Origin of the sequence: Amycolatopsis sp., assembly GCF_025464955.1 — a bacterium.
In the GTDB taxonomy this organism is placed as follows: domain Bacteria; phylum Actinomycetota; class Actinomycetes; order Mycobacteriales; family Pseudonocardiaceae; genus Amycolatopsis.
This window is the reverse complement of the sequence record NZ_JAODNM010000117.1, coordinates 179,277-198,735: the sequence shown is the minus strand read 5'-3', so window position 1 is coordinate 198,735 and position 19,459 is coordinate 179,277. Positions and strand designations below refer to the sequence as shown.

At 68.0% G+C, this 19,459-nt stretch carries 19 protein-coding genes; 5 read left to right on the top strand and 14 right to left on the bottom strand.

What is annotated here, in order from left to right:
- Positions 1 to 29: 29 nt before the first annotated feature.
- A complete protein-coding gene (locus JWQ81_RS28710) occupies positions 30 to 665 on the bottom strand; it encodes a TetR/AcrR family transcriptional regulator (protein ID WP_297546371.1) in 636 nt (211 codons plus the stop codon).
- Between the two features lie 133 nt (positions 666 to 798).
- Here JWQ81_RS28710 and JWQ81_RS28705 point away from each other — a divergent pair, with 133 nt between their 5' ends.
- Positions 799 to 1,944, top strand: a complete 1,146-nt coding sequence (locus JWQ81_RS28705; protein ID WP_297546369.1) for an acyl-CoA dehydrogenase family protein — start codon at positions 799 to 801, stop codon at positions 1,942 to 1,944.
- Positions 1,945 to 2,009: 65 nt separating this feature from the next.
- Here JWQ81_RS28705 and JWQ81_RS28700 read toward each other — a convergent pair whose 3' ends face one another.
- The 6 genes from JWQ81_RS28700 to JWQ81_RS28675 all read right to left on the bottom strand — a co-directional run bounded on the left by JWQ81_RS28700 (position 2,010) and on the right by JWQ81_RS28675 (position 7,954).
- A complete protein-coding gene (locus JWQ81_RS28700) occupies positions 2,010 to 3,224 on the bottom strand; it encodes an amidohydrolase (RefSeq protein WP_297546367.1) in 1,215 nt (404 codons plus the stop codon).
- An 11-nt stretch (positions 3,225 to 3,235) separates the two neighbouring features.
- On the bottom strand, positions 3,236 to 3,727 hold the full coding sequence (locus JWQ81_RS28695) for an N-acetyltransferase (protein WP_297546365.1): 492 nt from the start codon (positions 3,725 to 3,727) through the stop codon (positions 3,236 to 3,238).
- A gap of 138 nt (positions 3,728 to 3,865) precedes the next feature.
- Positions 3,866 to 4,771, bottom strand: coding sequence for an aldose 1-epimerase family protein (locus JWQ81_RS28690; RefSeq protein ID WP_297546363.1), 906 nt, complete (start codon positions 4,769 to 4,771; stop codon positions 3,866 to 3,868).
- A gap of 9 nt (positions 4,772 to 4,780) precedes the next feature.
- Positions 4,781 to 4,975 carry a DUF397 domain-containing protein gene (locus JWQ81_RS28685; RefSeq protein WP_297546361.1) on the bottom strand — a complete coding sequence of 65 codons (195 nt, stop codon included), beginning with the start codon at positions 4,973 to 4,975 and terminating at the stop codon, positions 4,781 to 4,783.
- 23 nt (positions 4,976 to 4,998) lie between these two features.
- Entirely contained in the window at positions 4,999 to 5,811 is an 813-nt protein-coding gene (locus JWQ81_RS28680; RefSeq protein WP_297546359.1) for a helix-turn-helix transcriptional regulator, read from the bottom strand.
- 553 nt (positions 5,812 to 6,364) lie between these two features.
- Positions 6,365 to 7,954, bottom strand: coding sequence for a S53 family peptidase (locus JWQ81_RS28675; RefSeq protein WP_297546357.1), 1,590 nt, complete (start codon positions 7,952 to 7,954; stop codon positions 6,365 to 6,367).
- Between the two features lie 137 nt (positions 7,955 to 8,091).
- Between JWQ81_RS28675 and JWQ81_RS28670 the strand changes: the two genes are divergently transcribed.
- Together JWQ81_RS28670 and JWQ81_RS28665 are read left to right on the top strand one after the other, a co-directional pair.
- Positions 8,092 to 8,661 carry a TetR/AcrR family transcriptional regulator gene (locus JWQ81_RS28670; protein ID WP_297546356.1) on the top strand — a complete coding sequence of 190 codons (570 nt, stop codon included), beginning with the start codon at positions 8,092 to 8,094 and terminating at the stop codon, positions 8,659 to 8,661.
- Between the two features lie 10 nt (positions 8,662 to 8,671).
- Positions 8,672 to 9,496, top strand: a complete 825-nt coding sequence (locus JWQ81_RS28665) for an MBL fold metallo-hydrolase (RefSeq protein ID WP_297546354.1) — start codon at positions 8,672 to 8,674, stop codon at positions 9,494 to 9,496.
- Here JWQ81_RS28665 and JWQ81_RS28660 read toward each other — a convergent pair.
- Both JWQ81_RS28660 and pdxH read right to left on the bottom strand, forming a co-directional pair.
- Entirely contained in the window at positions 9,486 to 10,718 is a 1,233-nt protein-coding gene (locus tag JWQ81_RS28660; RefSeq protein ID WP_297546352.1) for an MFS transporter, read from the bottom strand. The genes JWQ81_RS28665 and JWQ81_RS28660 overlap by 11 nt on opposite strands.
- Positions 10,719 to 10,900: 182 nt before the next feature.
- Positions 10,901 to 11,584 carry a pyridoxamine 5'-phosphate oxidase gene (pdxH, locus tag JWQ81_RS28655; protein WP_297546350.1) on the bottom strand — a complete coding sequence of 228 codons (684 nt, stop codon included), beginning with the start codon at positions 11,582 to 11,584 and terminating at the stop codon, positions 10,901 to 10,903.
- Positions 11,585 to 11,806: 222 nt separating this feature from the next.
- Here pdxH and JWQ81_RS28650 point away from each other — a divergent pair, with 222 nt between their 5' ends.
- Complete coding sequence (locus JWQ81_RS28650; RefSeq protein ID WP_297546348.1) at positions 11,807 to 13,516, top strand: hypothetical protein; 1,710 nt, start codon at positions 11,807 to 11,809, stop codon at positions 13,514 to 13,516.
- A 50-nt stretch (positions 13,517 to 13,566) separates the two neighbouring features.
- Here the strand turns inward: JWQ81_RS28650 and JWQ81_RS28645 are convergent, their stop codons facing one another.
- From JWQ81_RS28645 to JWQ81_RS28625, 5 genes are read right to left on the bottom strand one after another with little or no spacing between them, the layout of a single operon-like run.
- Positions 13,567 to 14,268, bottom strand: a complete 702-nt coding sequence (locus JWQ81_RS28645; RefSeq protein ID WP_297546347.1) for an urease accessory protein UreD — start codon at positions 14,266 to 14,268, stop codon at positions 13,567 to 13,569.
- Positions 14,265 to 15,017, bottom strand: a complete 753-nt coding sequence (gene ureG / locus JWQ81_RS28640) for an urease accessory protein UreG (protein ID WP_297546345.1) — start codon at positions 15,015 to 15,017, stop codon at positions 14,265 to 14,267. Before ureG ends, JWQ81_RS28645 begins: the two co-directional genes overlap by 4 nt.
- Complete coding sequence (locus JWQ81_RS28635; RefSeq protein WP_297546343.1) at positions 14,974 to 15,660, bottom strand: urease accessory UreF family protein; 687 nt, start codon at positions 15,658 to 15,660, stop codon at positions 14,974 to 14,976. The genes ureG and JWQ81_RS28635 overlap by 44 nt, the downstream gene beginning before the upstream one ends.
- A complete protein-coding gene (locus JWQ81_RS28630) occupies positions 15,660 to 17,378 on the bottom strand; it encodes an urease subunit alpha (protein WP_297546342.1) in 1,719 nt (572 codons plus the stop codon). Before JWQ81_RS28630 ends, JWQ81_RS28635 begins: the two co-directional genes overlap by 1 nt.
- A complete protein-coding gene (locus tag JWQ81_RS28625) occupies positions 17,375 to 17,983 on the bottom strand; it encodes an urease subunit gamma (RefSeq protein ID WP_297546340.1) in 609 nt (202 codons plus the stop codon). The genes JWQ81_RS28630 and JWQ81_RS28625 overlap by 4 nt, the downstream gene beginning before the upstream one ends.
- 295 nt (positions 17,984 to 18,278) lie before the next feature.
- Between JWQ81_RS28625 and JWQ81_RS28620 the strand changes: the two genes are divergently transcribed.
- Positions 18,279 to 19,436 carry a citrate synthase 2 gene (locus tag JWQ81_RS28620; protein ID WP_297546338.1) on the top strand — a complete coding sequence of 386 codons (1,158 nt, stop codon included), beginning with the start codon at positions 18,279 to 18,281 and terminating at the stop codon, positions 19,434 to 19,436.
- Positions 19,437 to 19,459: the final 23 nt, after the last annotated feature.

Below are 19,459 nucleotides of genomic sequence, written 5' to 3'. Positions count from 1 at the left end.
TCCCTCCCGCCCGTCTCCCACCACCACCCTCAGCGGAGACGCTGACGCGCCGCTAGCCCGTCAAGTAAGAGCTCGGAAAGGGCAGTAAAGGCTTCGGCGTCCGAAACCCCGGTCCGCGAAGCGATCACCCCGGTCTGGATGCCCTCGATGAGCAGCCCGGCCATCTCGGCGATCAGGCTCGCGTGAACGTCGCGGAACGCGCCGTCGGCGACGCCCTTCGCGATGAACGACCTGATCCGGCCCGCGGCGGCTCGGCTGTTGCGCTGATAGGTCGCCCGCGCGGGTTCGAACCCGGCGATGTCCGCCATGAAGGTCGTGGAGGCCCTGTTCAGGTACTCCGCAACACCCGCGAGGTACTCGCCGATCAGTTCACGCGGGTCGTCGAACCCGGCGATCCGGGCTTCGATCTGCTCGGCGGCACCCTTGAAGTAGTGCGACACCACCTTGACCGCGAGCTGCTCCTTACTGGGCGCGAGCGCGTAGAGCGTCGACTTCGAGCAGCGCATCCGCCCGGCCAGCTCGTCGAGCGTGAAGTGGGCGAACCCCTCGGCAAGGAACAGCGTCTCGAGGTCGGCCAGCAGGGCGCGCTGCCTCGCGGTGGGTTGACGGCGCCCGGCGGGGGCACGCAGCAAGGCCCGCGCGGGACCGGCATCGACGTTGGCCATCTGATCACCGTAAACGCGTCGGTTGATTCGTGACCCGGCGCACACGGCCGAGCGTGGCCTATACGATACTGTAGACGGACCTGCAGTACTATTTTTCGTACCGCTTTTCGTACACCGACCTTCTGGAGGGGTCATGCCGGCCGAACGACTGCTGCCAAGCACCGAAGCGAAAGACCTGGTCGCGCTCGCCACCGAGCTCGCTCGCGAGGAACTGGCGCCGCTCGCCGCCAAGTACGAGGAAACGTCACATTTCCCGCGTGAGCAGTTCCGCCTGCTCGGCCGGTCTGGGCTGCTCGGGCTGCCGTACTCGGAGCGCTGGGGCGGCGGTGAGGTGCCGTACGAGGTCTACCTGCAGGTGCTTGAGGAGATCGCCGCGGCGTGGATGTCGGTCGGCGTCGGACTTTCTGTCCACACGATGTCCTGCTACGCCCTCGCTCACTACGGCAGCGAAGCGCACCAGGACCGCTGGATGCCCTCGATGCTCGAAGGCGACTTGCTCGGCGCGTACGCGCTGTCGGAGACGCACGCAGGCTCGGACGCCGCCGCGCTCACGACAAGGGCGAAGCTGGACGGCGAGCAGTACGTCGTCAACGGGTCGAAGGCCTGGATCACGCACGCCGGCGAGGCGGACTTCTACACGACCATGGTGCGGACCAGCGACAACGGCGGCCACGGCATCTCGTGTCTCCTTGTCGACAGTGCGACGCCGGGGCTCTCCGCGGCCAAGCCGGAGCGCAAGATGGGGCTCACCGGGTCGACGACGGCGTCGCTGCTGTTCGACGACGCGCGTGTCGACGCCGACAGGCTCGTCGGCGGCGAAGGCCAGGGGCTGAAGATCGCGCTTTCGTCGTTGAGCTCAGGGCGTCTGGGCATCGCCGCGTGCGCCGTCGGGCTCGCGCAGGCCGCGCTGGACGAGGCCGTCGCGTACGCCAAGGGGCGGACGCAGTTCGGCAAGCCGATCATCGAGTTCCAGGGGCTGGAGTTCCTGCTGGCCGACATGGCCGCGACCGTCGAGTCTTCGCGCGCGATGTACCTCGACGCGGCGCGGCGGCGCGACCGCGGGATGCCGTTCCAGCGGCAGGCGTCGATCGCGAAGCTCGTCGCGACCGACGGCGCGATGCGGGTGACCACCGACGCCGTCCAGGTGCTCGGCGGCGCCGGGTACACCAAGGACTTCCCGGTGGAGCGGTACATGCGCGAGGCGAAAGTGCCGCAGATCTTCGAGGGCACCAACCAGATCCAGCGGATGGTCATCGCCAGGGAGCTCCGTCACGGCTGACTGGACGTGACGGCCACCTTCATTGCGCAATCCGCCGTGAAGGTGGCCTTCACGTCCCGTCGGGCCTAGGCCTCCAGGTAGCGACGCTCGGCGACCACACCGACGCCCTTCGTCTCGTCGAAGCGGTAGACCTCGCGGCCGCGGACGAAGACGCGCATCGCGCGGTTCATCACGTCCAGCGGGTCGCCGGACCACAGCACGACGTCGGCGTCCAGGCCCGGTTTGAGCGAGCCCACCTTGTCGTCCAGCCCCAGCATCGACGCCGGGTTGACGGTCAGCGCGCGGATCGCGGTGTCCGGGTCGAGGCCGTCCTTGACGCTCAGTGCGGCCTGGTAGACGAGGAAGTTGATCGGGATGACCGGGTGGTCCGTGGTGATCGCGATCTTGACCCCGGCGCGCGCCAGGATGCCCGGCGAGCGCAGCGTGCGGTTGCGCACCTCGACCTTCGAGCGCGTGGTGAACAGCGGACCGATGATCACCGGGATGTCACGTTCGGCGAGGATGTCCGCGATCAGATGACCCTCGGTGCCGTGGTTGACCACGAGTTTGTAGCCGAATTCGTCGGCCAGCCGGATCGCGGTGACGATGTCGTCGGCGCGGTGGACGTGCTGGTCCCAGTACAGCTCACCGTCGAGCACCCTGGCCAGGGTTTCCTTCGTCAGGTCGACGTCGAAGGGCTTGCCCTCGGTCCGCGCGTGCTCGCGCTGCGCGGCGTAGTTACGGGCACTGGTGAACGCCTCGCGGATCACCGCGGCGACACCGAGCCTGGTTGACGGGGTCTTCTTCTGCTCGCCATAAACTCGCTTGGGGTTCTCGCCGAGCGCGCTCTTGACGCTGACGGACTCGGCGAACACGACGTCGAACGCCGTCCGGCCCCACGTCTTCAGCCCGACGGTCTGCCCGCCGATCGGGTTCCCCGAGCCCGGTTTGACGACCACGCTCGTGACACCTCCGGCCAACGCGTCGTCGAAGCCCTGCTCGGTCGGGTCGATGCCGTCGAGGGCGCGGAAGCGGGCGCCGTTCGGGTCGGTCATCTCGTTCGTGTCGTTGCCCGCCCAGCCCTCGCCCTCCTCGTGGACGCCCAGGTGGACGTGCGCGTCGATGAAGCCGGGAAGCACCCACGAACCGGAGGCGTCGATCAGCTCCGCGTCCTCGGGGATGTCGATGTCGGCGTCGCTGCCGACTGCGACGATAACGCCGTCTTCGATGAGTACCGTGCCGCCGTCGATCGGCTCACCGTCGACGGGGACCACGTAGCCACCAATAATCGCCTTAGTCATGGTTCGCCACGCTAACGAACTGGTCCGACCGGGTGAGAGCGGGCCTTTTCGAAGTGGACGAGTTCGTAGTGACCCTCTGGTGAACGATGGGTTTCGCGGTAGCCGAGGCGCGGATAGAGGCGCAGCGGGCCGGCGCTGTGCTCGCCGGTGAACAGGTGCAACGACGTCACGCCGCGCGGAAGGCGCTCTTCGGCGGCGAGCAGCAGGCGGCTGCCGAGGCCCTGGCCTTGGCGATCGGGCGCGACGACCAGCCGTCCGACCTCGCCGACGTCGCCGGCTATGCGGATTCGGACGCTGGCGACCAAGCGGCCGACCTCGCTGTTGTCGCGATACCCCCAGGCCAGACAGGCGGGATCGAGCAGGGACGTCTGGATCTGCTCGACCGACTCCAGCAGTGGCGGGAGGTCGAACGTGCAATGCGCACGCGCTTCGCTGATGTACGCGGCGCGCTGCAGGGTAAGCAACTCGCCCGCGTCGGGCAGTCCGAGTCGCAACGGTTCCATGGTGCTCCTAGCCGGGGTCAAATACCTCACAGCTGTCAAGGAGACAGCCGGGACCCTCGACTCCGCAAGGAAATAACGATCCGCCCCGCCCGGGAATACGCCGAACTTACGTCCACAGAGGCTGCGGGTGGACGCGAGTTAGGCGAGGCGGATGCCCCAGGAGCCGGTCCAGGTTTCGCCGGGCGGGAGGTCGATGAGGCCGGTGCCGGAGTTGAGGGCGTCGGCGGGGCACGTCATCGGTTCGAGGGCGACGGCGCGGCCACGGCCGACCAGCTCCGACGGCGTGAAGACCTGCACCCAGCCGAAGTCGGGGCCGGTCCAGACGTCGAGATTGGTCTCACCGTGCGTGAGGATGTGGTGGTGCTTGCCGGCGCCGTCGGCCGACAACGCGGTGAAGGCCGTGTCGAGGTCGACGCCCGCCAGCAGCCGCCCGGCGCGGAAGTCGTACTCCGTGCCCTCGACGTCCTGCTCCTCGCCATACGGCATCTGCTCCTCGGGCAGCGCGGGGCGGACGCGCTTCGCGGACAACGTCAGCGTCAGCTCGTCGGTCGGCACATCACCGATGCGGAAGTACGGGTGCGTGCCGACGCCGACGCCGATCGACGTCTCGCCGTCGTTGCGGATCTCGTGCGTCACGGTCAGCTCGCGCGGCGCGACCTCGTAGGTGATCGTCGCGTGCAGCGGCACCGGCCAGCCCGGCTCGTCCGCGATGTCGACGGCGAGGGTGATCGACGACTCCGCGTGCTCGACGAGCCGCCACTCCTTGTGCCTGGTCAGCCCGTGGATCGCGTTGCCGCGGGCCTCCTCGGTGATGGCGAGCTGCTGCTTCTCGCCCTGGTAGACCCACTGGCCGGCCTTGGTGCGGTTCGGCCAGGGCAGCAGGACTTGCCCGGCCCCCATCGGCGACTTCGCGTCGGCGTCGAACTCCTCGACGTACGGCACGCCGCCGATCTCGAAGGCCCGCAGGCCCGCGCCGATCTCGGTGACGACAGCGCGGGCACCGCCGCGCGTGATCTCGAACTGCTCTCCAGTGGGATTCGCCATGGGGCGAATCTACCGGCGCACCTCGGACACGAACGCGGCCCACGCCCCCATGCCGACGACCAGCGCCCCACCGGCGGGAGCCTTGGAGTCCCGGACCCCGACCCGCTCGCCGAGCGCGACCTCGACACAGTCACCGTTGCCACCCGTGCCGCTGCTGTAGCTGCTCTTGCGCCACACGGCAGCCCCAAGGTCCACAATAGACACCAGAATCGCCTCTCAAGCGTCGACTACAGCTGCGCCGCCATACGCCCGATGAAGGCCACCGATTCGTCCGGCGACAGCGCCTCGGAGCGCAGCCGATCGAACACCAGCCTAGCGGCCCGGACCTCTTCCGGTTCTTCTGAGTGGATCGAACCCGTTACCGGTTCCAGATATAGCAAGTCAGGATCCTCGGCTTCTTCGAAGCGAAGGATCGTGAAGGCGCCGTCCATGCCCGAGTGCGGTTTAGGGCCGTGTGGGAGGACCTGCAAACTCACGGTCGCGAGACCGCCGAACTCGACGAGCCTGTTCAGTTGGGCTCGCATGACCTCGGCTCCGCCGATAGGCCGGGTCAATACCGATTCGTCGACGATTGCCGTCAGCCTGAGCGGCTGATCAGGATCGACAAGTCGCTCCTGGCGGAACATCCTCGCCTTGACGTGATTCTCGAATTGCTCCTTGCTCCAGCGGGGACCCGTGCTAAACAACTCCCGCATGTACGCCTCGGTCTGCAGCAGGCCGGGGATGTAGGCAAGTTGCCAGGTCAGAGCGTCAGCGGCTTCCGTCTCCATGCCGATGTAGCCCTTGTCGGTGATCCCGAACGTGAGCCACCAGCCCTTTCGGCTCGCTCTTCGGGCGAGTTCGATGAGCCAGTCGTCGCGGCAGTCGTAGACGTCCATCATCGACCGGACGAGGTGAACGTCGGCCCTCGTCAACCCGTTCTCGATGCGGCTGAGCGAACTGCGGGTCTTGTCCAGCTTCTCCGCTGCCTCATCCAGGCTCATGCGGGCGCTGATGCGCAGCTTCTTGATCCGGCGACCGAGCCGGCGCTTGCTCAACACCGGACTCGTACGAACGGCCACCCTGCTACCTCCCGTGCGCAAGTGATCACAGAAGGATGCCAGCCGAGATCCCGCCAGTGGGATTCCCACTCCGCGCGTCCAGGGGCTGAGCTAAGGACCCCTCAAGGCCACGACATGGCGACCCTCGCAGTGCGTCCAACGTCGATGCCTGGAACTAAAGGGTGGGGCGGGGTGGTGGGTGCTGGTAGCGGGGTTGAAGGCCAGTCACGTCGTGCAGGTGGTGCTGGTGATGGCGATGTGACTGTTGGGGCACCTGAAGGCACTTTCGGCAGGCAGAAAGGTTGTGAAGGCCTAGTTGAGTACGCCTTACGCCGTGAAGGTGGCCTTCACGACACGTCACAACGCCACAGCCACCGGACACCCCTAAGCTCCAGGCATTGGCGGCCAACGCACTGCGCGGGTCGCCATGTCGTAGCCTTAAGGCCACGCTAGCAACCCGAGCGCCGTTAGAGTTCCGAGCGCCGCTAAGGACCCCTCGGGCCACCCTTGTGGCGTTGAACGCCACGGGGGTGGCCCAGAGGGAACGCCACAGCTAACCCGCAGCCGCCCCGCGAAGCGCCGCGAGGAGGGCTTCGCCGTCGGGGACGCCGAGGCCGGTGCAGGCGTCCCAGCCCGTCCCGGCCTTGTACGCGCCGTTGTCTCCCTCGGTGACGTCACGGAAGCCGGGCTGCACCTGACCCGCCGCTACGCCGGCGTACAGCTGCGTGTGCACCAACCCGAGCGGCTTCCCGAGCGCTTGCGCCAGTCGGCAGATCAGCGCCGCCCACAACGGCGCCACCGCGCTCGTGCCGCCGAAGACCAGCATCTGCCCGTCGACCTGGATCTCGTACCCGGTGGCCGGGTCCGCGACGGCCGCGACGTCGGGCACTCCGCGTCCGGACTTGCCGGTGCCGACGCGAGTCGGTACGCCCGCTTTTCCTTGGTACGTCGGCAAGGCGAACTTGTCGCTGACACCGCCGCCAGTGGCCCCTTTGCCGGTGCCGCCGTTCCACACCGTCTCCGACGTGACGGCACCCGCGGCGTCCGCGTCGAGGTTGGTGCCGCCGCAAGCCAGCGCGTGCGGGCTCGACGACGGGAAGTCCGTGTGCTGCTTCTTGTCCGTCTGACCGTCGAGGCTTCCGTTGTCCCCGCTGGCAACCGTGACCGTGACACCCATCGCGGCGGCGTCGGCGAGCGCGGCGTCGAACGACTTGCGCGCCTGCGCGGTCCACAGGTCTTCCGCGCCACCCCAGCTGATGCTGACCACGGTCGGCGTCGGCGACGCGTGCACGGCGGTGCTCAGCGCGTCGACGAAGCCGCGGTCGGTGTTGGGCGCGAAGTAGACCAGCTGCGTCGCCTTCGGTGCGAGGGCTCCGGCGACCTCGATGTCCAGCATCACCTCGCCGTCGGCGGAGTTCGGGTCGTTCGACGGCGCGTTCGTGCCGCCGTCGACGCCCACGGCCGTGACCGACGGCGTCGCGATTCCGAGGATGCCGAAGTAAGTGTCCAAATCGGACTGTACGAACCCGCCGCCGAGTTCGAGAATCGCCAACGTCTGCCCGGTGCCGTCGGTGCCGGCCGGGAACTTGTAGACAGTCGCCAAAGCGTTGGGCTTGTACGACTTCCGCTGCGCGGCCTGCGCATGCGCACCGAGCCTGCTCACGTTGATCCGGGCCTGCGGACGATCGTCCAGGCCGAGCACCGCCTCGACGATCCCGTCGAGGGCAACGGGCACGTTCAGCTCACCGGACCGCGCCCGATGCTCGATCTGGCCGCCGCCTACGGGATCGGTGTTGCGGACGACGTTCAGGTCGGTGCCGAAGGCCGTGGTGATCGCACCCACCGGACCCTCCGCGACGACCCGCCGAGAGCCCGCGTCAGAGTCGACGATCTCGAGGCCGGCGCTGGTCAGAGCCGTGCGTACGGCCTCCACGTCGGCGGGATCGGCGCCGTGCCGCGCGGCGAACTCCTCGCGGGTCAACGTTTCCGGACCCTCGACGAGCTCCTCGGGCAACTCGGCGCGCCGGCGCAGGATCAGCGTCACCGTGATCCGCTCGGCGGCGTCGACCGGGCCGACGACCTCGACATCTTCAAGTGCCGCGCGCTCACTGCCGGGAAGCGCGGCGAACTCGTTTTCGCTCATGGCAAATATCCCCTCTCTCAGTTCGATGTTGCGCCCCGTCACGGTCACGGTTCCAGCCGGGTCACCCGGTTGCCGACAGTAATTTTTTCAGCGAAAATCACTAGACCAGTCGTCATAGTTTGAGCTAAGGTCGTCTCATGGTCCACCGCACGGACACCCGTCGCCGCATGCTCGAGACCGCGGCCGAACTGTTCCACACCCAGGGCTATCACGCGACAGGCCTCAACCAGCTCCTCGCCGCCGGCGGCGCGCCCAAGGGTTCGCTGTACTTCCACTTCCCCGGCGGAAAGGAGCAGCTCGCCGCCGAGGCGATCGAGATTTCCAGCGCACGACTGCGCGACCAGCTCAAAGCCATCACCGAGCACGCGTCCGGTCCGGCGGACGCCGTCAGCATGATCATCAACGCGCTGGCGGACGCGCTCGCGGCGTCCGAGTTCCACCGCGGGTGTCCCATCGCGACAGTCGCACTGGACGCCTCGGACGACAGCGAGCCGATCCGGTTGGCGTGCGCCGGCGGCTACCTTTCATGGCAGGAAGCCGCCGCGGAATACCTTTCCGCGCAAGGAATCGAAGACTCGGAGCAGCTCGCCACGGTCATCATCGCGTCGATCGAAGGCGGCCTTCTCCTGGCCAAGACACAGCACGACCTCGCGCCTCTGCGCGCAATCAGCGCACACCTGCGCATCATCCTCGACCGGCGATCATGAGGAGCGAACGATGAAGGTCCACCACCTGAACTGCGGGACCATGCATCCGATCGGCGGGAAACTGGTCGACGGCCGCCCCGGCCTCCTCCGGCGCTCGCACCTCGTCTGCCATTGCCTGCTGATCGAAACCGGCGACGGGCTTGTGCTGGTGGACACCGGATTCGGGCGGCAAGCGGTCGAAAACCCAAGCCGTTGGCTCGGCCGGAACTTCGTCACGTTCACCGGCCCGCAACCGACCATTGAGGACTCGGCCGCGGCGCAGATCACCGCGCTCGGGCTGTCCCCCGAAGACGTCCGGCACATCGTGCCGACCCATCTCGACATCGACCACGCCGGCGGACTCGCGGACTTCCCGAACGCTTTGGTGCACGTCCGCGCAGAAGAACACCGCGTCGCAACGGCACCGAAACACCCGCGCGAGCGCACCAGGTTCCGTGGGGCCCAGTTCGCCCACAATCCACAGTGGAGCATCTACGACGAGTCCGGCGAGAGCTGGTTCGGTTTCGAAGCCGTCCGCGAACTCAAAGGCCTGCCACCGGAAATCCTGCTCGTTCCACTGGCCGGGCACACCATGGGCCACGCGGGCGTCGCAGTGGACACCGGGGACGGCTGGCTGCTGCACGCCGGGGACGCGTACTTCTTCCACGGCCAGCTCGACCCGGTCAAACCGCACTGCCCGCCGGGCCTGGAGCTGTTCCAGAACCTGATGCAGACGAAGAAAGAACCGCGTGTAGCCAACGTCCGCCGACTACGCGAACTAGCCAGGAACCACGGCGACGAGGTCGATATCTTCACCTCGCACGACCCGGTGGATCTGGCGAAGTTCAGCTCTTGACCGACGTCGGGGCGCGGTACCGCCAGAACGCGGGCAACAGGGCGACGGTGGCGATCACCACCACGATCACCAGCGCGCCGCCGCCGGACGCCGCGACCGCGGTACCGACCCCGGCCGCCGCCCAGCCGTGGGTCACGTCGGCGATCCTCGGACCACCCGCCACGACCACGGTGAACACGCCCTGCAGACGGCCGCGCATTTCGTCGGTCGTGGCGCTCTGCAGAATCGAGCTGCGGAACACCATGCTGACGAAGTCCGCGGCGCCGGCCAGCGCCATGAACACGACGGCGAGCCACAGGGAATGGGTCATCCCGAAGCCCAGCACGGAGGCGCCCCACACGCAGATCGCGATCGTGACGGCGACGCCGTGCCTGCCGATGCGCGAGAGCCAGCCGGACGCGATCCCGCAGATCAGCGCACCGATCGGGATCGCGGCGTAGAGCCAGCCAAGTGCCACGCCACCGCCCGGCGGGTCACCAAAAGTACGTTCGGCCATTTCTGGGAACAGTGCCCGCGGCATGCCGAACACCATCGCGATGATGTCGACCAGGAAGGACGCGAGCAGGATCTTCTGCGTTGCCAGGTAACGGAAACCGTCGACGACGTCGCGGATCCCGGCACGGCGTGACGGGCCGTTCGTCGGCGGGAGGGCGGGCAACTTCCATACGGCGAACAGCGTCACGGTGAGCGCGACCGTGTCGACCAGGTACAAAGTGGATAATCCGACCACGGGCATCAGCGCGCCGGCAGCCATCGGGCCGAGGACGGCGCCGAACTGCATCATCGTCGCGCCGAGCGAAATGGCCGCGGGAAGCAGTTCGACCGGGACCAGCCGGGCGATCACCGCGCTGCGGGTCGGCATGTTGACCGCGAAGAATGCCTGGTTGGCGCCAAGCAGCGTGAGGACCAGCCACACCGAGCCGACGCCGACGAGGGCTTGCACCCAGAGCATTGCCGAGGTCAGCGCGATGCCGGTGTTGGTGACGAGGAGCAGCTTGCGGCGGTCGACGGTGTCCGCGATCGCGCCGCCCCAAAGCCCGAAGACCAACAACGGCACCAGCGCGACAGCACCCGTAAGCCCGACAAAGCCGGACGAGCCGGTCAAGTCGTACACCTGTTTCGGCACGGCGACGGCTGTCAGCTGGCTACCGATCGCGGTAACCGCGGTGGACACCCACAGCCGCCGGTACGCCGGGATCTTCAGCGGCCGCGTGTCGACCACGATCGAACCAAGTATCTTGCGCGCGCCTTTACGTTCTTCAGTCCCCCGCTGACTACTCACAACCCGACATCTTAGCGGCGCTAACTACCCAAGTCCGCGTGATTTTCCTCGCCCCTGAACGTGCGTGAAGGCCACCTTCACGGCGTAATCGGCCGTGAAGGTGGCCTTCACGGCCAGCTAAATCAAGGGGCGACGCGCTCGATGTGCCAGCCATCGTCCGTGCGGACGTAGCAGAGGCGGTCGTGCATGCGGTCCTGGCGGCCCTGCCAGAACTCGACGACGTCGGGGCGGATGCGCCAGCCACCCCAGTGGGGCGGGAACGGGATCTCCTCGACGCCGGCGAAGCGACGTTCGATGCTGTGCAACGCCGTGTCGAGCGAACGGCGGCCCTCGACGCGCCGGGACTGCGGCGACGCCCAGGCGCCGAGCTGCGAGCCCCGCGGCCGGGACGCCCAGTAGGCGGCGGTCTCGGAGATGTCGACCTTCTCCACCTCGCCGCGGACGTGCACCTGCCGGTGCAGCGAGTACCAGGGGAAGGTGGCGGACGCGTACCTCGTCGCGGTCAGGTCGTGGCTCTTGCTCGAGGTGTAGTTGGTGTAGAAGACGACGCCTCGCTCGTCGAGGCCCTTGCACAACACGGTGCGCGACGACGGCCGCCCGTCGGGACTGGCGGTGGCCAGCACCATCGCGTTCGCCTCGGGGATACCCGCCGACACGGCCTGGTTCAGCCAGCCCTGGAGCTGTTCGGTCCAGGTGGCCGCCAGCGCGGACTCGTCGAACGAGTCGCCGTCGTAGGCCACTCGCATTCCAGGTAGCCGCACGGCTACGTCCGTGGCTACTGCAGCGTTGTCGGTTTCCGACCTCATCGCGAGACCTCCGGCCCTGTGGGGCTGTAGTGACTTCGGACTATCAGCCGACGGTATTGCCTGGCAGGGCGCGGGGGAACCCACTGAACGGTGACTCCTGCCACCCCAAGGCGCCCTTAAGGCTTAACACTGCGGTTACCCAGCGGCCCCTGATCGATAAAGTTCGGCTTTACCGTCACCCCTGCTCCCGCGACGAGGACCACCGCACTCCGGAGGCCGCAGATGACGGACACCGTGGAAAACACTGCCAACGACGTCGTTGGAGACACTGAAAGCACCGCGAAACGCAAGTACGCGGCGCTCGCCGCGAACGAGAACCGCGAGGACTACTCACTCCGGTTCGCCGCGCATTCGTTCCGCCGCTGGTCGCCCTTCGTCGTCGCGACGACGGCGTTGGGCGGCATCGCCTACCTCGCGGACTTCGCGATCGGGGCGAGCATCTTCCTCTCGTACGGCTTCACTTCCGGGGTCCTCGCGATCCTGGCGGCCGCGCTCGTGATCTTCGTGACCGGGGTCCCGATCGCGCACGCGTGCGCGAAATACGGCGTCGACATGGACCTGCTGACCCGCGGAGCGGGCTTCGGCTACTTCGGGTCGACGCTGACGTCGCTGGTGTACGCGAGCTTCACGGTCATCTTCTTCTCGCTCGAAGGCTCGATCATGGGCCAGGCGTTCCAGCTCGCGTTGGGCATCCCGCTGGCCGTCGGGTACCTGCTCGCGACGTTGATCGTGTTGCCGTTCGCGCTGTACGGCATGGGCGCGGTCGCGAAGATGCAGACGTGGACGCAGCCGCTGTGGATCGCCGGCCTGCTGCTGCCGTTCATCGTGGTGATCATCCGCGAACCGGGCAGGTTCAGCGAGTTCGCGCACTTCGGGGGCACCGACGGCGCCGGGTCCGGGTTCTCCGCGATCGGGTTCGGCTTCGGGATGGGCGTCGCGCTGTCGTTGATCGGGCAGATCGGCGAACAGGCCGACTACCTGCGGTTCATGCCGGAGAAGACGGCCGAGAACAAGCGTTCGTGGTGGACCGCGGTGCTGATGGCCGGCCCCGGCTGGGTGGTCCTCGGCGCGGCGAAGCAGATCGGCGGCGGGCTGCTGGCGTTCCTGGCGCTCGGCGTCGTCGGCAAGGCGAGCGCGCTGGAACCGATCGCGCCATACCTCAACGCCGTCAAGCCGGCTCTCGGGCCGCTCGCGCTGACGTTCGCGTCGCTGTTCGTGGTCGTCTCGCAGATCAAGATCAACACGACCAACGCCTACTCCGGGTCGCTGTCGTTCGCCAACTTCTTCTCGCGCATCCTGCACAAGCATCCCGGCCGGGTCTGGTACGTGCTGGTGAACTGCGGGATCGCGGTGGCTCTGATGGAGTTCGGCGCGTTCGGCTTCCTGAACAAGATCCTCGGCTTCTACTCCAACATCGCGATCGCGTGGATCGGCGCGGTGTGCGCGGACCTCGTCATCGCGAAACCGCTGGGCCTCTCGCCGCGGTACATCGAGTTCAAACGGGCGTACCTGCACAAGATCAACCCGGTCGGGTTCGGGTCGATGCTGGTGGCGTCGGCAGTGTCGATCGCGGCGTACTTCGGGGCGTTCGGGCACTTCCTGGCGGCGTTCAGCCCGCTGCTGGCGATCGTCATCGCGGTTGTGCTGGTGCCCGTCCTGGCCGTCGTGACAAAGGGCAAGTACTACCTCGCGCGGCCGAACACCGTCAGCGGCCCGGATTCCGGCGCCGAAGACCTCCAGGCGACGCACAAATGCTTGGTGTGCGGCGATGCGTACGAACTGCCCGACGTCGCGGACTGCCCCAAGCAGGAGGGCGCGATCTGCTCGCTCTGCTGCACCCTCGACGCCACCTGCCACGACCTTTGCCAGGAGCCCGGGGCGAGCGTGGTCGACTTGCCGATGCCGACCGCCCGGGTGGGTAGTCGCGTCTAGGGCTCGTGAATGTTCCGGCCGGTTCTAAGCGGCCGGAACACTCACGAGCCCTAAACCGGACGCGTGGCGAGGGTTAGGGCGTGGTGGGCGGTGACGGCGTCGTGGGCCAGCGCGGTGGCGAGGGAGCCACCCGCGGCGAGCGGGGTGAGCGACCACCAGTCGCCGCTCGCGGGGGTGACGGCGGGATCGCCGAAGCGGAGTTCCGTGGCAAGGACGCGTCGACCGGCGAGGACGTCGACGTCGTCGATGTCCAGCGTTTGCCGCAGCAGCGGGACGTCACCGCACACGACGTGCTGTGACGTCGTGAAGCGGCCCGGCAGCTCGCCCGCGCGTCCCAGGACGAGAACATCGCGAGCACACAAGCGCGCATTGGCCGACAGTGACGCGCGGAGTTCGACGACGTGCCGGGCTCGGGCGGTCACCACTGTCGGCTCCGGCAGGTACTCGAGCTCGCCGCCGTCCCCGACTTCGATGTCCACAGTAGACACGGAAGCCTCGCCACGCGGACCTGGCAACGCGATCGTCGCGGCGACGCCGGCCAGACGCAGCCGGGCTCCGGGTCCGACTCGCAACGTCAGCCGGAGCTCGTCTCCGCCCAACGGCGAACTTGCCGAATTCACGAGGTGCACGATCGCCACGGGACCGTTGCCCCGCTTGGGAATCAACGTCAACGGCGACATCGACCGGAGCTCGCGCAACACCGTCCGGCCGGTGCCGTCGAGTTCGGCGACCACACGAGCGTGGGCTTTCACAGCAGCGAACGCACCCACTTCGCCACGTCCGGCGCGTCCGGAGTGTCCACCAAGGACTGGGTGATCACCGGCAGCTCACCGCGCATGCGGTGGGCGTCGGATGTCATGACGTCCATGTCCGCGCCGACGAGGTGCGCGAGGTCGACCTTGTTGATCACCAGCATGTCCGCGGTGGTCACTCCCGGCCCGCCCTTGCGCGGCACCTTGTCACCGCCCGCAACGTCCACTACGAACACTTGACTGTCGGCGAGTCCCCGGCTGAACACCGCGGTGAGGTTGTCCCCGCCGCTCTCGATGATCACCAACTCCAACCCGGGGAACTTCTCTTCCAGCCGCTCGACGGCGTCGAGGTTCGCGGTGATGTCGTCACGGATCGCGGTGTGCGGGCACGCGCCCGTCTGCACCGCCTCGATCCTTTCGACGTCGAGAACACCCGCCTTACGAAGGAAATCCGCGTCCTCGGTGGTGTAGATGTCGTTGGTCACCACGGCGAGATCGATCTCGTCGCCCAGCGCCCGGCACAGCGCGGCCACCAGCGCGGTCTTTCCGCTGCCGACCGGCCCGCCGATGCCGATCCGGTACGCGCGCCCGGTGATCGGCGCGTGGCCGTACGGGTCCGGCTCGGTCGCGGTCGGATCGAAGTTGACCGGGTGAGTGTGCCCGCCCACCGAATGACCATGCCCGTGCTCGTGTCCATGCTCGTGTTCAACTGGCAAAGAGACGCACCTCTTCCTTGTGGTGCCGGGCATGCGCCTCGGCGAGTAGATCCAGCGCCGGGGAGCCGGGCGATGGCAGGTCAGCAGGCGCGTCACCAGCGACAGCCGCCGCGCGCCCGGCAACAGCGTGCAGCGCACCTGACAGCTGTGCGACGACAGCGTTGACAGCAAACGGATCCAGCCCGAGCAGCCGAACCGCCGCACTCGCCGGCCCGCTGATCGCCAGGTATGCCGCCGACGACGCCGCGTCGAGCGGGGAACCGCCCGCGACCCCGACCAGCGCCCCGAGAATGATCGGGTGATGCGGACGCGGGGTGGCCGCGATCAGTCCATCGAGGACTGGCGAAGGCCAAGAGATCCTCCCGGCACGTGCTGTCCCCCGGCCTTGCGCGCGGGAGGCTTCGCGTTGCGCCACCGACGGCGTCCGGGCGTCCAGTTCGACATCGAGCAGCCGCCAATGTCCCCTGTGGACGTTTCGGCTCGCCGCATGCGCTGCAGCCGCGGCAAAAACCGCCGCCAGCGCACCGGCCGTCCGCAACCGTCCACTCAGGAACGCAGGCAGGTCGCGCTCGTGGGCGATCAGCTTTCGCGCCACCGCCTCCTCGAGCCCACCGGAGTGGACGTGGCCCCCGCCGGGAAACCGGGAGTCGGCGAGGATCACCGCGGAAAGGTCCATCAGAACAGAAAATAACGTTGCGCCATCGGCAGTTCGGTCACCGGCTGCGGTTCGATGAACTCCCCGTCGACGTGGACTGCGAAGCTGTCCGGATCGACGCGCACATTCGGCAGCAGGTCGTTGAGCACCATGTCCGCCTTGCTCACCCGACGCGTGTTCGACACCGGCACGAGTTTCCGGGAGAGACCGAACTTCTCCGCCAAACCGCTGTCCATCGCCTCCGGTGCGACGAAGAACAGGCTGCTCGCTGCGGCCACCGAGGGTGCCGCGCCGAACATCGGCCGCGCCAGCACCGGCTGCGGAGTCGGGATCGACGCGTTCGCGTCGCCCATCGCCGCCCAGGCGGCGAATCCGCCCTTCAGCACGACATGCGGACGGACGCCGAAGAACTTCGGTTCCCACAGCACGAGGTCGGCGAGTTTCCCGATCTCGACGGAACCGATTTCCGAGGCCATCCCGTGCGCGATCGCCGGGTTGATCGTGTATTTGGCGACATAACGACGGGCTCGCAGGTTGTCCGCGCGGCCGTCGCCGGGCAGCGCGCCGCGACGGCGTTTCATCACGTGCGCGGTCTGCCAGGTCCGGATGATGACCTCACCGATCCGGCCCATCGCCTGGGAGTCCGAGCTCATCATGGAAATCGCGCCCATGTCGTGCAGGACATCCTCGGCGGCGATCGTCGTCGGCCGGATGCGGCTTTCGGCGAAGGCCAGGTCTTCCGGGACCGACGGGTTGAGATGGTGACACACCATCAGCATGTCGAGATGCTCGTCGAGCGTGTTCGCGGTGTGCGGCCGCGTCGGATTGGTCGAAGACGGGAGCACATTGGACAGTCCGACGACCTGGATGATGTCCGGCGCATGCCCGCCGCCGGCGCCTTCGGTGTGGAACGCGTTGATCGAGCGCCCGGCAATGGCGTCCACAGTGGACTCCAGGAACCCGGCCTCGTTGAGCGTGTCGGTGTGGATCCCGACCTGGACACCGGACTCCTCGGCCACGGTGAGACACGCGTCGATCGCGCCGGGCGTGGTCCCCCAGTCCTCGTGCAGCTTGAACCCGCCCGCACCCGCGACAAGCTGCTCGCGCAGCGCTTCGTGGCGGACGGTGTTTCCCTTGCCCATCAACAGGACGTTGATCGGATACGGATCCGTCGCGGCCAGCATCCGGCCCAGGTTCCAGGCGCCGGGCGTGATCGTGGTGGCCTTGCTGCCCTCGTTGGGACCGGTGCCGCCACCGACCACTGTGGTCATTCCCGCGGCGAGCGCGGTGTCCATCAGCTGCGGGCAGATGAAGTGGACGTGGCAGTCGACGCCGCCCGCGGTGAGGATCTTCCCGTTGCCGGACAGGACTTCCGTGGACGGCCCGATGACCAGCGCGGGGTCGACGCCGTCCATGATGTCCGGGTTGCCCGCCTTGCCGATGCCGACGATCCGGCCGTCGCGCACGCCGACGTCGGCCTTGACGATGCCCCAGTGGTCGAGGATCACCGCGCCGGTGATGACCAGGTCGGGCGCGCCCTCGGCGCGGGTGGCCATGCCCTGGCCCATCGACTCCCGGATCACCTTGCCGCCGCCGAAGAGCACCTCGTCCCCGGAGCCGGTGCCGCGGCTGCGATCCTCGGTGACTTCGATCAGCAGGTCGGTGTCGGCAAGCCGGATCCGGTCGCCGGTCGTCGGCCCGAACAGCTCCGCATAACGCGCACGATCGATCTGGGTCATGCCCGCCCCCTACGCAACCCCGGAACGATCCGGTCTCCCGCCAACGGAACGAGGTCCACCTCTCGCTCGACCCCCGGTTCGAACCGGACGGACGTCCCGGCCGGGACGTCGAGCCGGTGTCCCTGCGCGGCCTCACGGTCGAACTCCAGGCCGTCGTTAACGTCGGCGAAGTGGAAATGCGACCCGACTTGCACCGGGCGGTCGCCGAGGTTGCGCACCAGCTGCCGCTGCCGCGGCCGGCCCGGGTTCAGCTCGACGGCCTCGTCACCGGGGATGATCTCGCCGGGGTGCAGCCCGCTGCCGCCCGGAATCGGGTCATGCACGGTGACGAGCTTGGTGCCGTCCGGAAAAGTGGCCTCGACCTGCACCGAGTCGACCATTTCGGGGACGCCGGGGAGGACCTGTCCGACACTGAGCACCGTTCGGCCGCTGGACACCAGGTCAACTACGGTCCGCCCGTCACGCGCGCCTTCGAGCACGTGCTCGCTGATCAGCGCGACGGCTTCGGGGTAGTTGAGCAGGACGCCGCGCTCAAGCCGGCGGCGCGCGACGTCCGCGGCGGCGTGGATGAGCAGTTTGTCCCGTTCCTGCGGGCTCAGATGCATGGGAAAGGTCTATCACCACACCGATGGATTCACACCCGCGCGAAACCCAGGATTTACCTGGCGGATACGTCGTCCCACCGGGCGTCGGGAGGCTCCAAAACAGGAACGTTTGGCGTCCGGCGGCCCGTTTGACTGAATCGTTCTCGTAATCGTGACCGAAACCACCACATCTTACGATTGCTACCGGCGAGTTCTAGGAGCATCGTTTGACCAACCGTGCGATGAGGCGCGCTCTGCGTGTAACCCGTCCGCGTGTGAAATGTCGGGGTAAAGCGCATCGAAAGGTCTACACATAGTGACTACCTCAGCGCCTGTATCGACCGTCCCGACCGCGTCAGCGCCGTCGGCAGACGCCGCCGACGACGGTTTCCGCCCGGGACTCGAAGGCGTCATCGCCTTCCGCACCGAGATCGCCGAACCTGATCGGGACGGCGGCGCGCTGCGTTACCGCGGCGTCAACCTGGAGGATCTCGCCGGCAAGGTGACCTTCGGCGACGTCTGGGGCCTGCTCGTGGACGGGCGGTTCGGACACGGACTCCCGCCGGCCGAGCCGTTCCCACTGCCCGTGCACACCGGTGACGTCCGCGTCGACGTCCAAGCCGCACTCGCCATGCTTGCCCCGATCTGGGGTTACAAAGCGTTACTGGACATCACCGACGTCGAGGCCCGCGACCAGCTCGCCCGCGCCTCTGTCATGGCACTTTCCTACGTCGCGCAGTCCGCTCGCGGCACCGCGCTGCCCGCCGTCCCGCAGTCACGGGTCGACCAGGCCGCCTCCATCACCGAGCGCTTCATGGTCCGTTGGCGCGGTGAGCCGGACCCGGCTCACGTCCGGGCCGTCGACGCCTACTGGGTGTCCGCCGCCGAGCACGGCCTCAACGCGTCGACGTTCACCGCGCGCGTGATCGCGTCCACCGGCGCCGACGTGGCCGCCGCGATGTCGGGCGCGATCGGCGCGATGTCCGGCCCCCTGCACGGCGGTGCGCCCGCCCGGGTGCTGCCGATGATCGAGGAGGTCGAGCGCACCGGCGACGCCCGCAAGCTGGTCAAGGGCATCCTCGACCACAAGGAACGGCTGATGGGCTTCGGCCACCGCGTGTACCGCGCGGAGGACCCGCGTGCCCGCGTGCTTCGCCGCACCTGCAAGGAGCTCGGCGCCGCCCGCTACGAGGTGGCCGCCGCGCTGGAGCAGGCCGCGCTCGCCGAGCTGCGTGAGCGCCGCCCGGATCACCCGATCGAGACCAACGTCGAGTTCTGGGCCGCGGTCATCCTCGACTTCGCCGAGGTGCCGCCGCACATGATGCCCGCGATGTTCAGCTCCGCCCGCACCGCCGGCTGGGCCGCGCACATCCTGGAGCAGAAGAAGACCGGACGCCTGGTGCGCCCGTCGGCCAAGTACGTCGGCCCCGGCCCCCGCACCCCACAGGAAGTCGAGGGCTGGGACCTGCTCTGAGGGGTTTGACGGGACGTGAAGGC

Coding starts and splice junctions, on each gene's coding strand:
- JWQ81_RS28625 (WP_297546340.1), bottom strand. CDS start 17,983: ATGCATCTGAGCCCGCAGGAACGGGACAAACTGCTCATCCACGCCGCC.
- ureG (WP_297546345.1), bottom strand. CDS start 15,017: ATGCCCGGCACCACAAGGAAGAGGTGCGTCTCTTTGCCAGTTGAACAC.
- JWQ81_RS28710 (WP_297546371.1), bottom strand. CDS start 665: ATGGCCAACGTCGATGCCGGTCCCGCGCGGGCCTTGCTGCGTGCCCCC.
- pdxH (WP_297546350.1), bottom strand. CDS start 11,584: ATGAGGTCGGAAACCGACAACGCTGCAGTAGCCACGGACGTAGCCGTG.
- JWQ81_RS28630 (WP_297546342.1), bottom strand. CDS start 17,378: ATGACCCAGATCGATCGTGCGCGTTATGCGGAGCTGTTCGGGCCGACG.
- JWQ81_RS28650 (WP_297546348.1), top strand. CDS start 11,807: ATGACGGACACCGTGGAAAACACTGCCAACGACGTCGTTGGAGACACT.
- JWQ81_RS28675 (WP_297546357.1), bottom strand. CDS start 7,954: ATGAGCGAAAACGAGTTCGCCGCGCTTCCCGGCAGTGAGCGCGCGGCA.
- JWQ81_RS28705 (WP_297546369.1), top strand. CDS start 799: ATGCCGGCCGAACGACTGCTGCCAAGCACCGAAGCGAAAGACCTGGTC.
- JWQ81_RS28690 (WP_297546363.1), bottom strand. CDS start 4,771: ATGGCGAATCCCACTGGAGAGCAGTTCGAGATCACGCGCGGCGGTGCC.
- JWQ81_RS28700 (WP_297546367.1), bottom strand. CDS start 3,224: ATGACTAAGGCGATTATTGGTGGCTACGTGGTCCCCGTCGACGGTGAG.
- JWQ81_RS28695 (WP_297546365.1), bottom strand. CDS start 3,727: ATGGAACCGTTGCGACTCGGACTGCCCGACGCGGGCGAGTTGCTTACC.
- JWQ81_RS28665 (WP_297546354.1), top strand. CDS start 8,672: ATGAAGGTCCACCACCTGAACTGCGGGACCATGCATCCGATCGGCGGG.
- JWQ81_RS28635 (WP_297546343.1), bottom strand. CDS start 15,660: ATGGACCTTTCCGCGGTGATCCTCGCCGACTCCCGGTTTCCCGGCGGG.
- JWQ81_RS28670 (WP_297546356.1), top strand. CDS start 8,092: ATGGTCCACCGCACGGACACCCGTCGCCGCATGCTCGAGACCGCGGCC.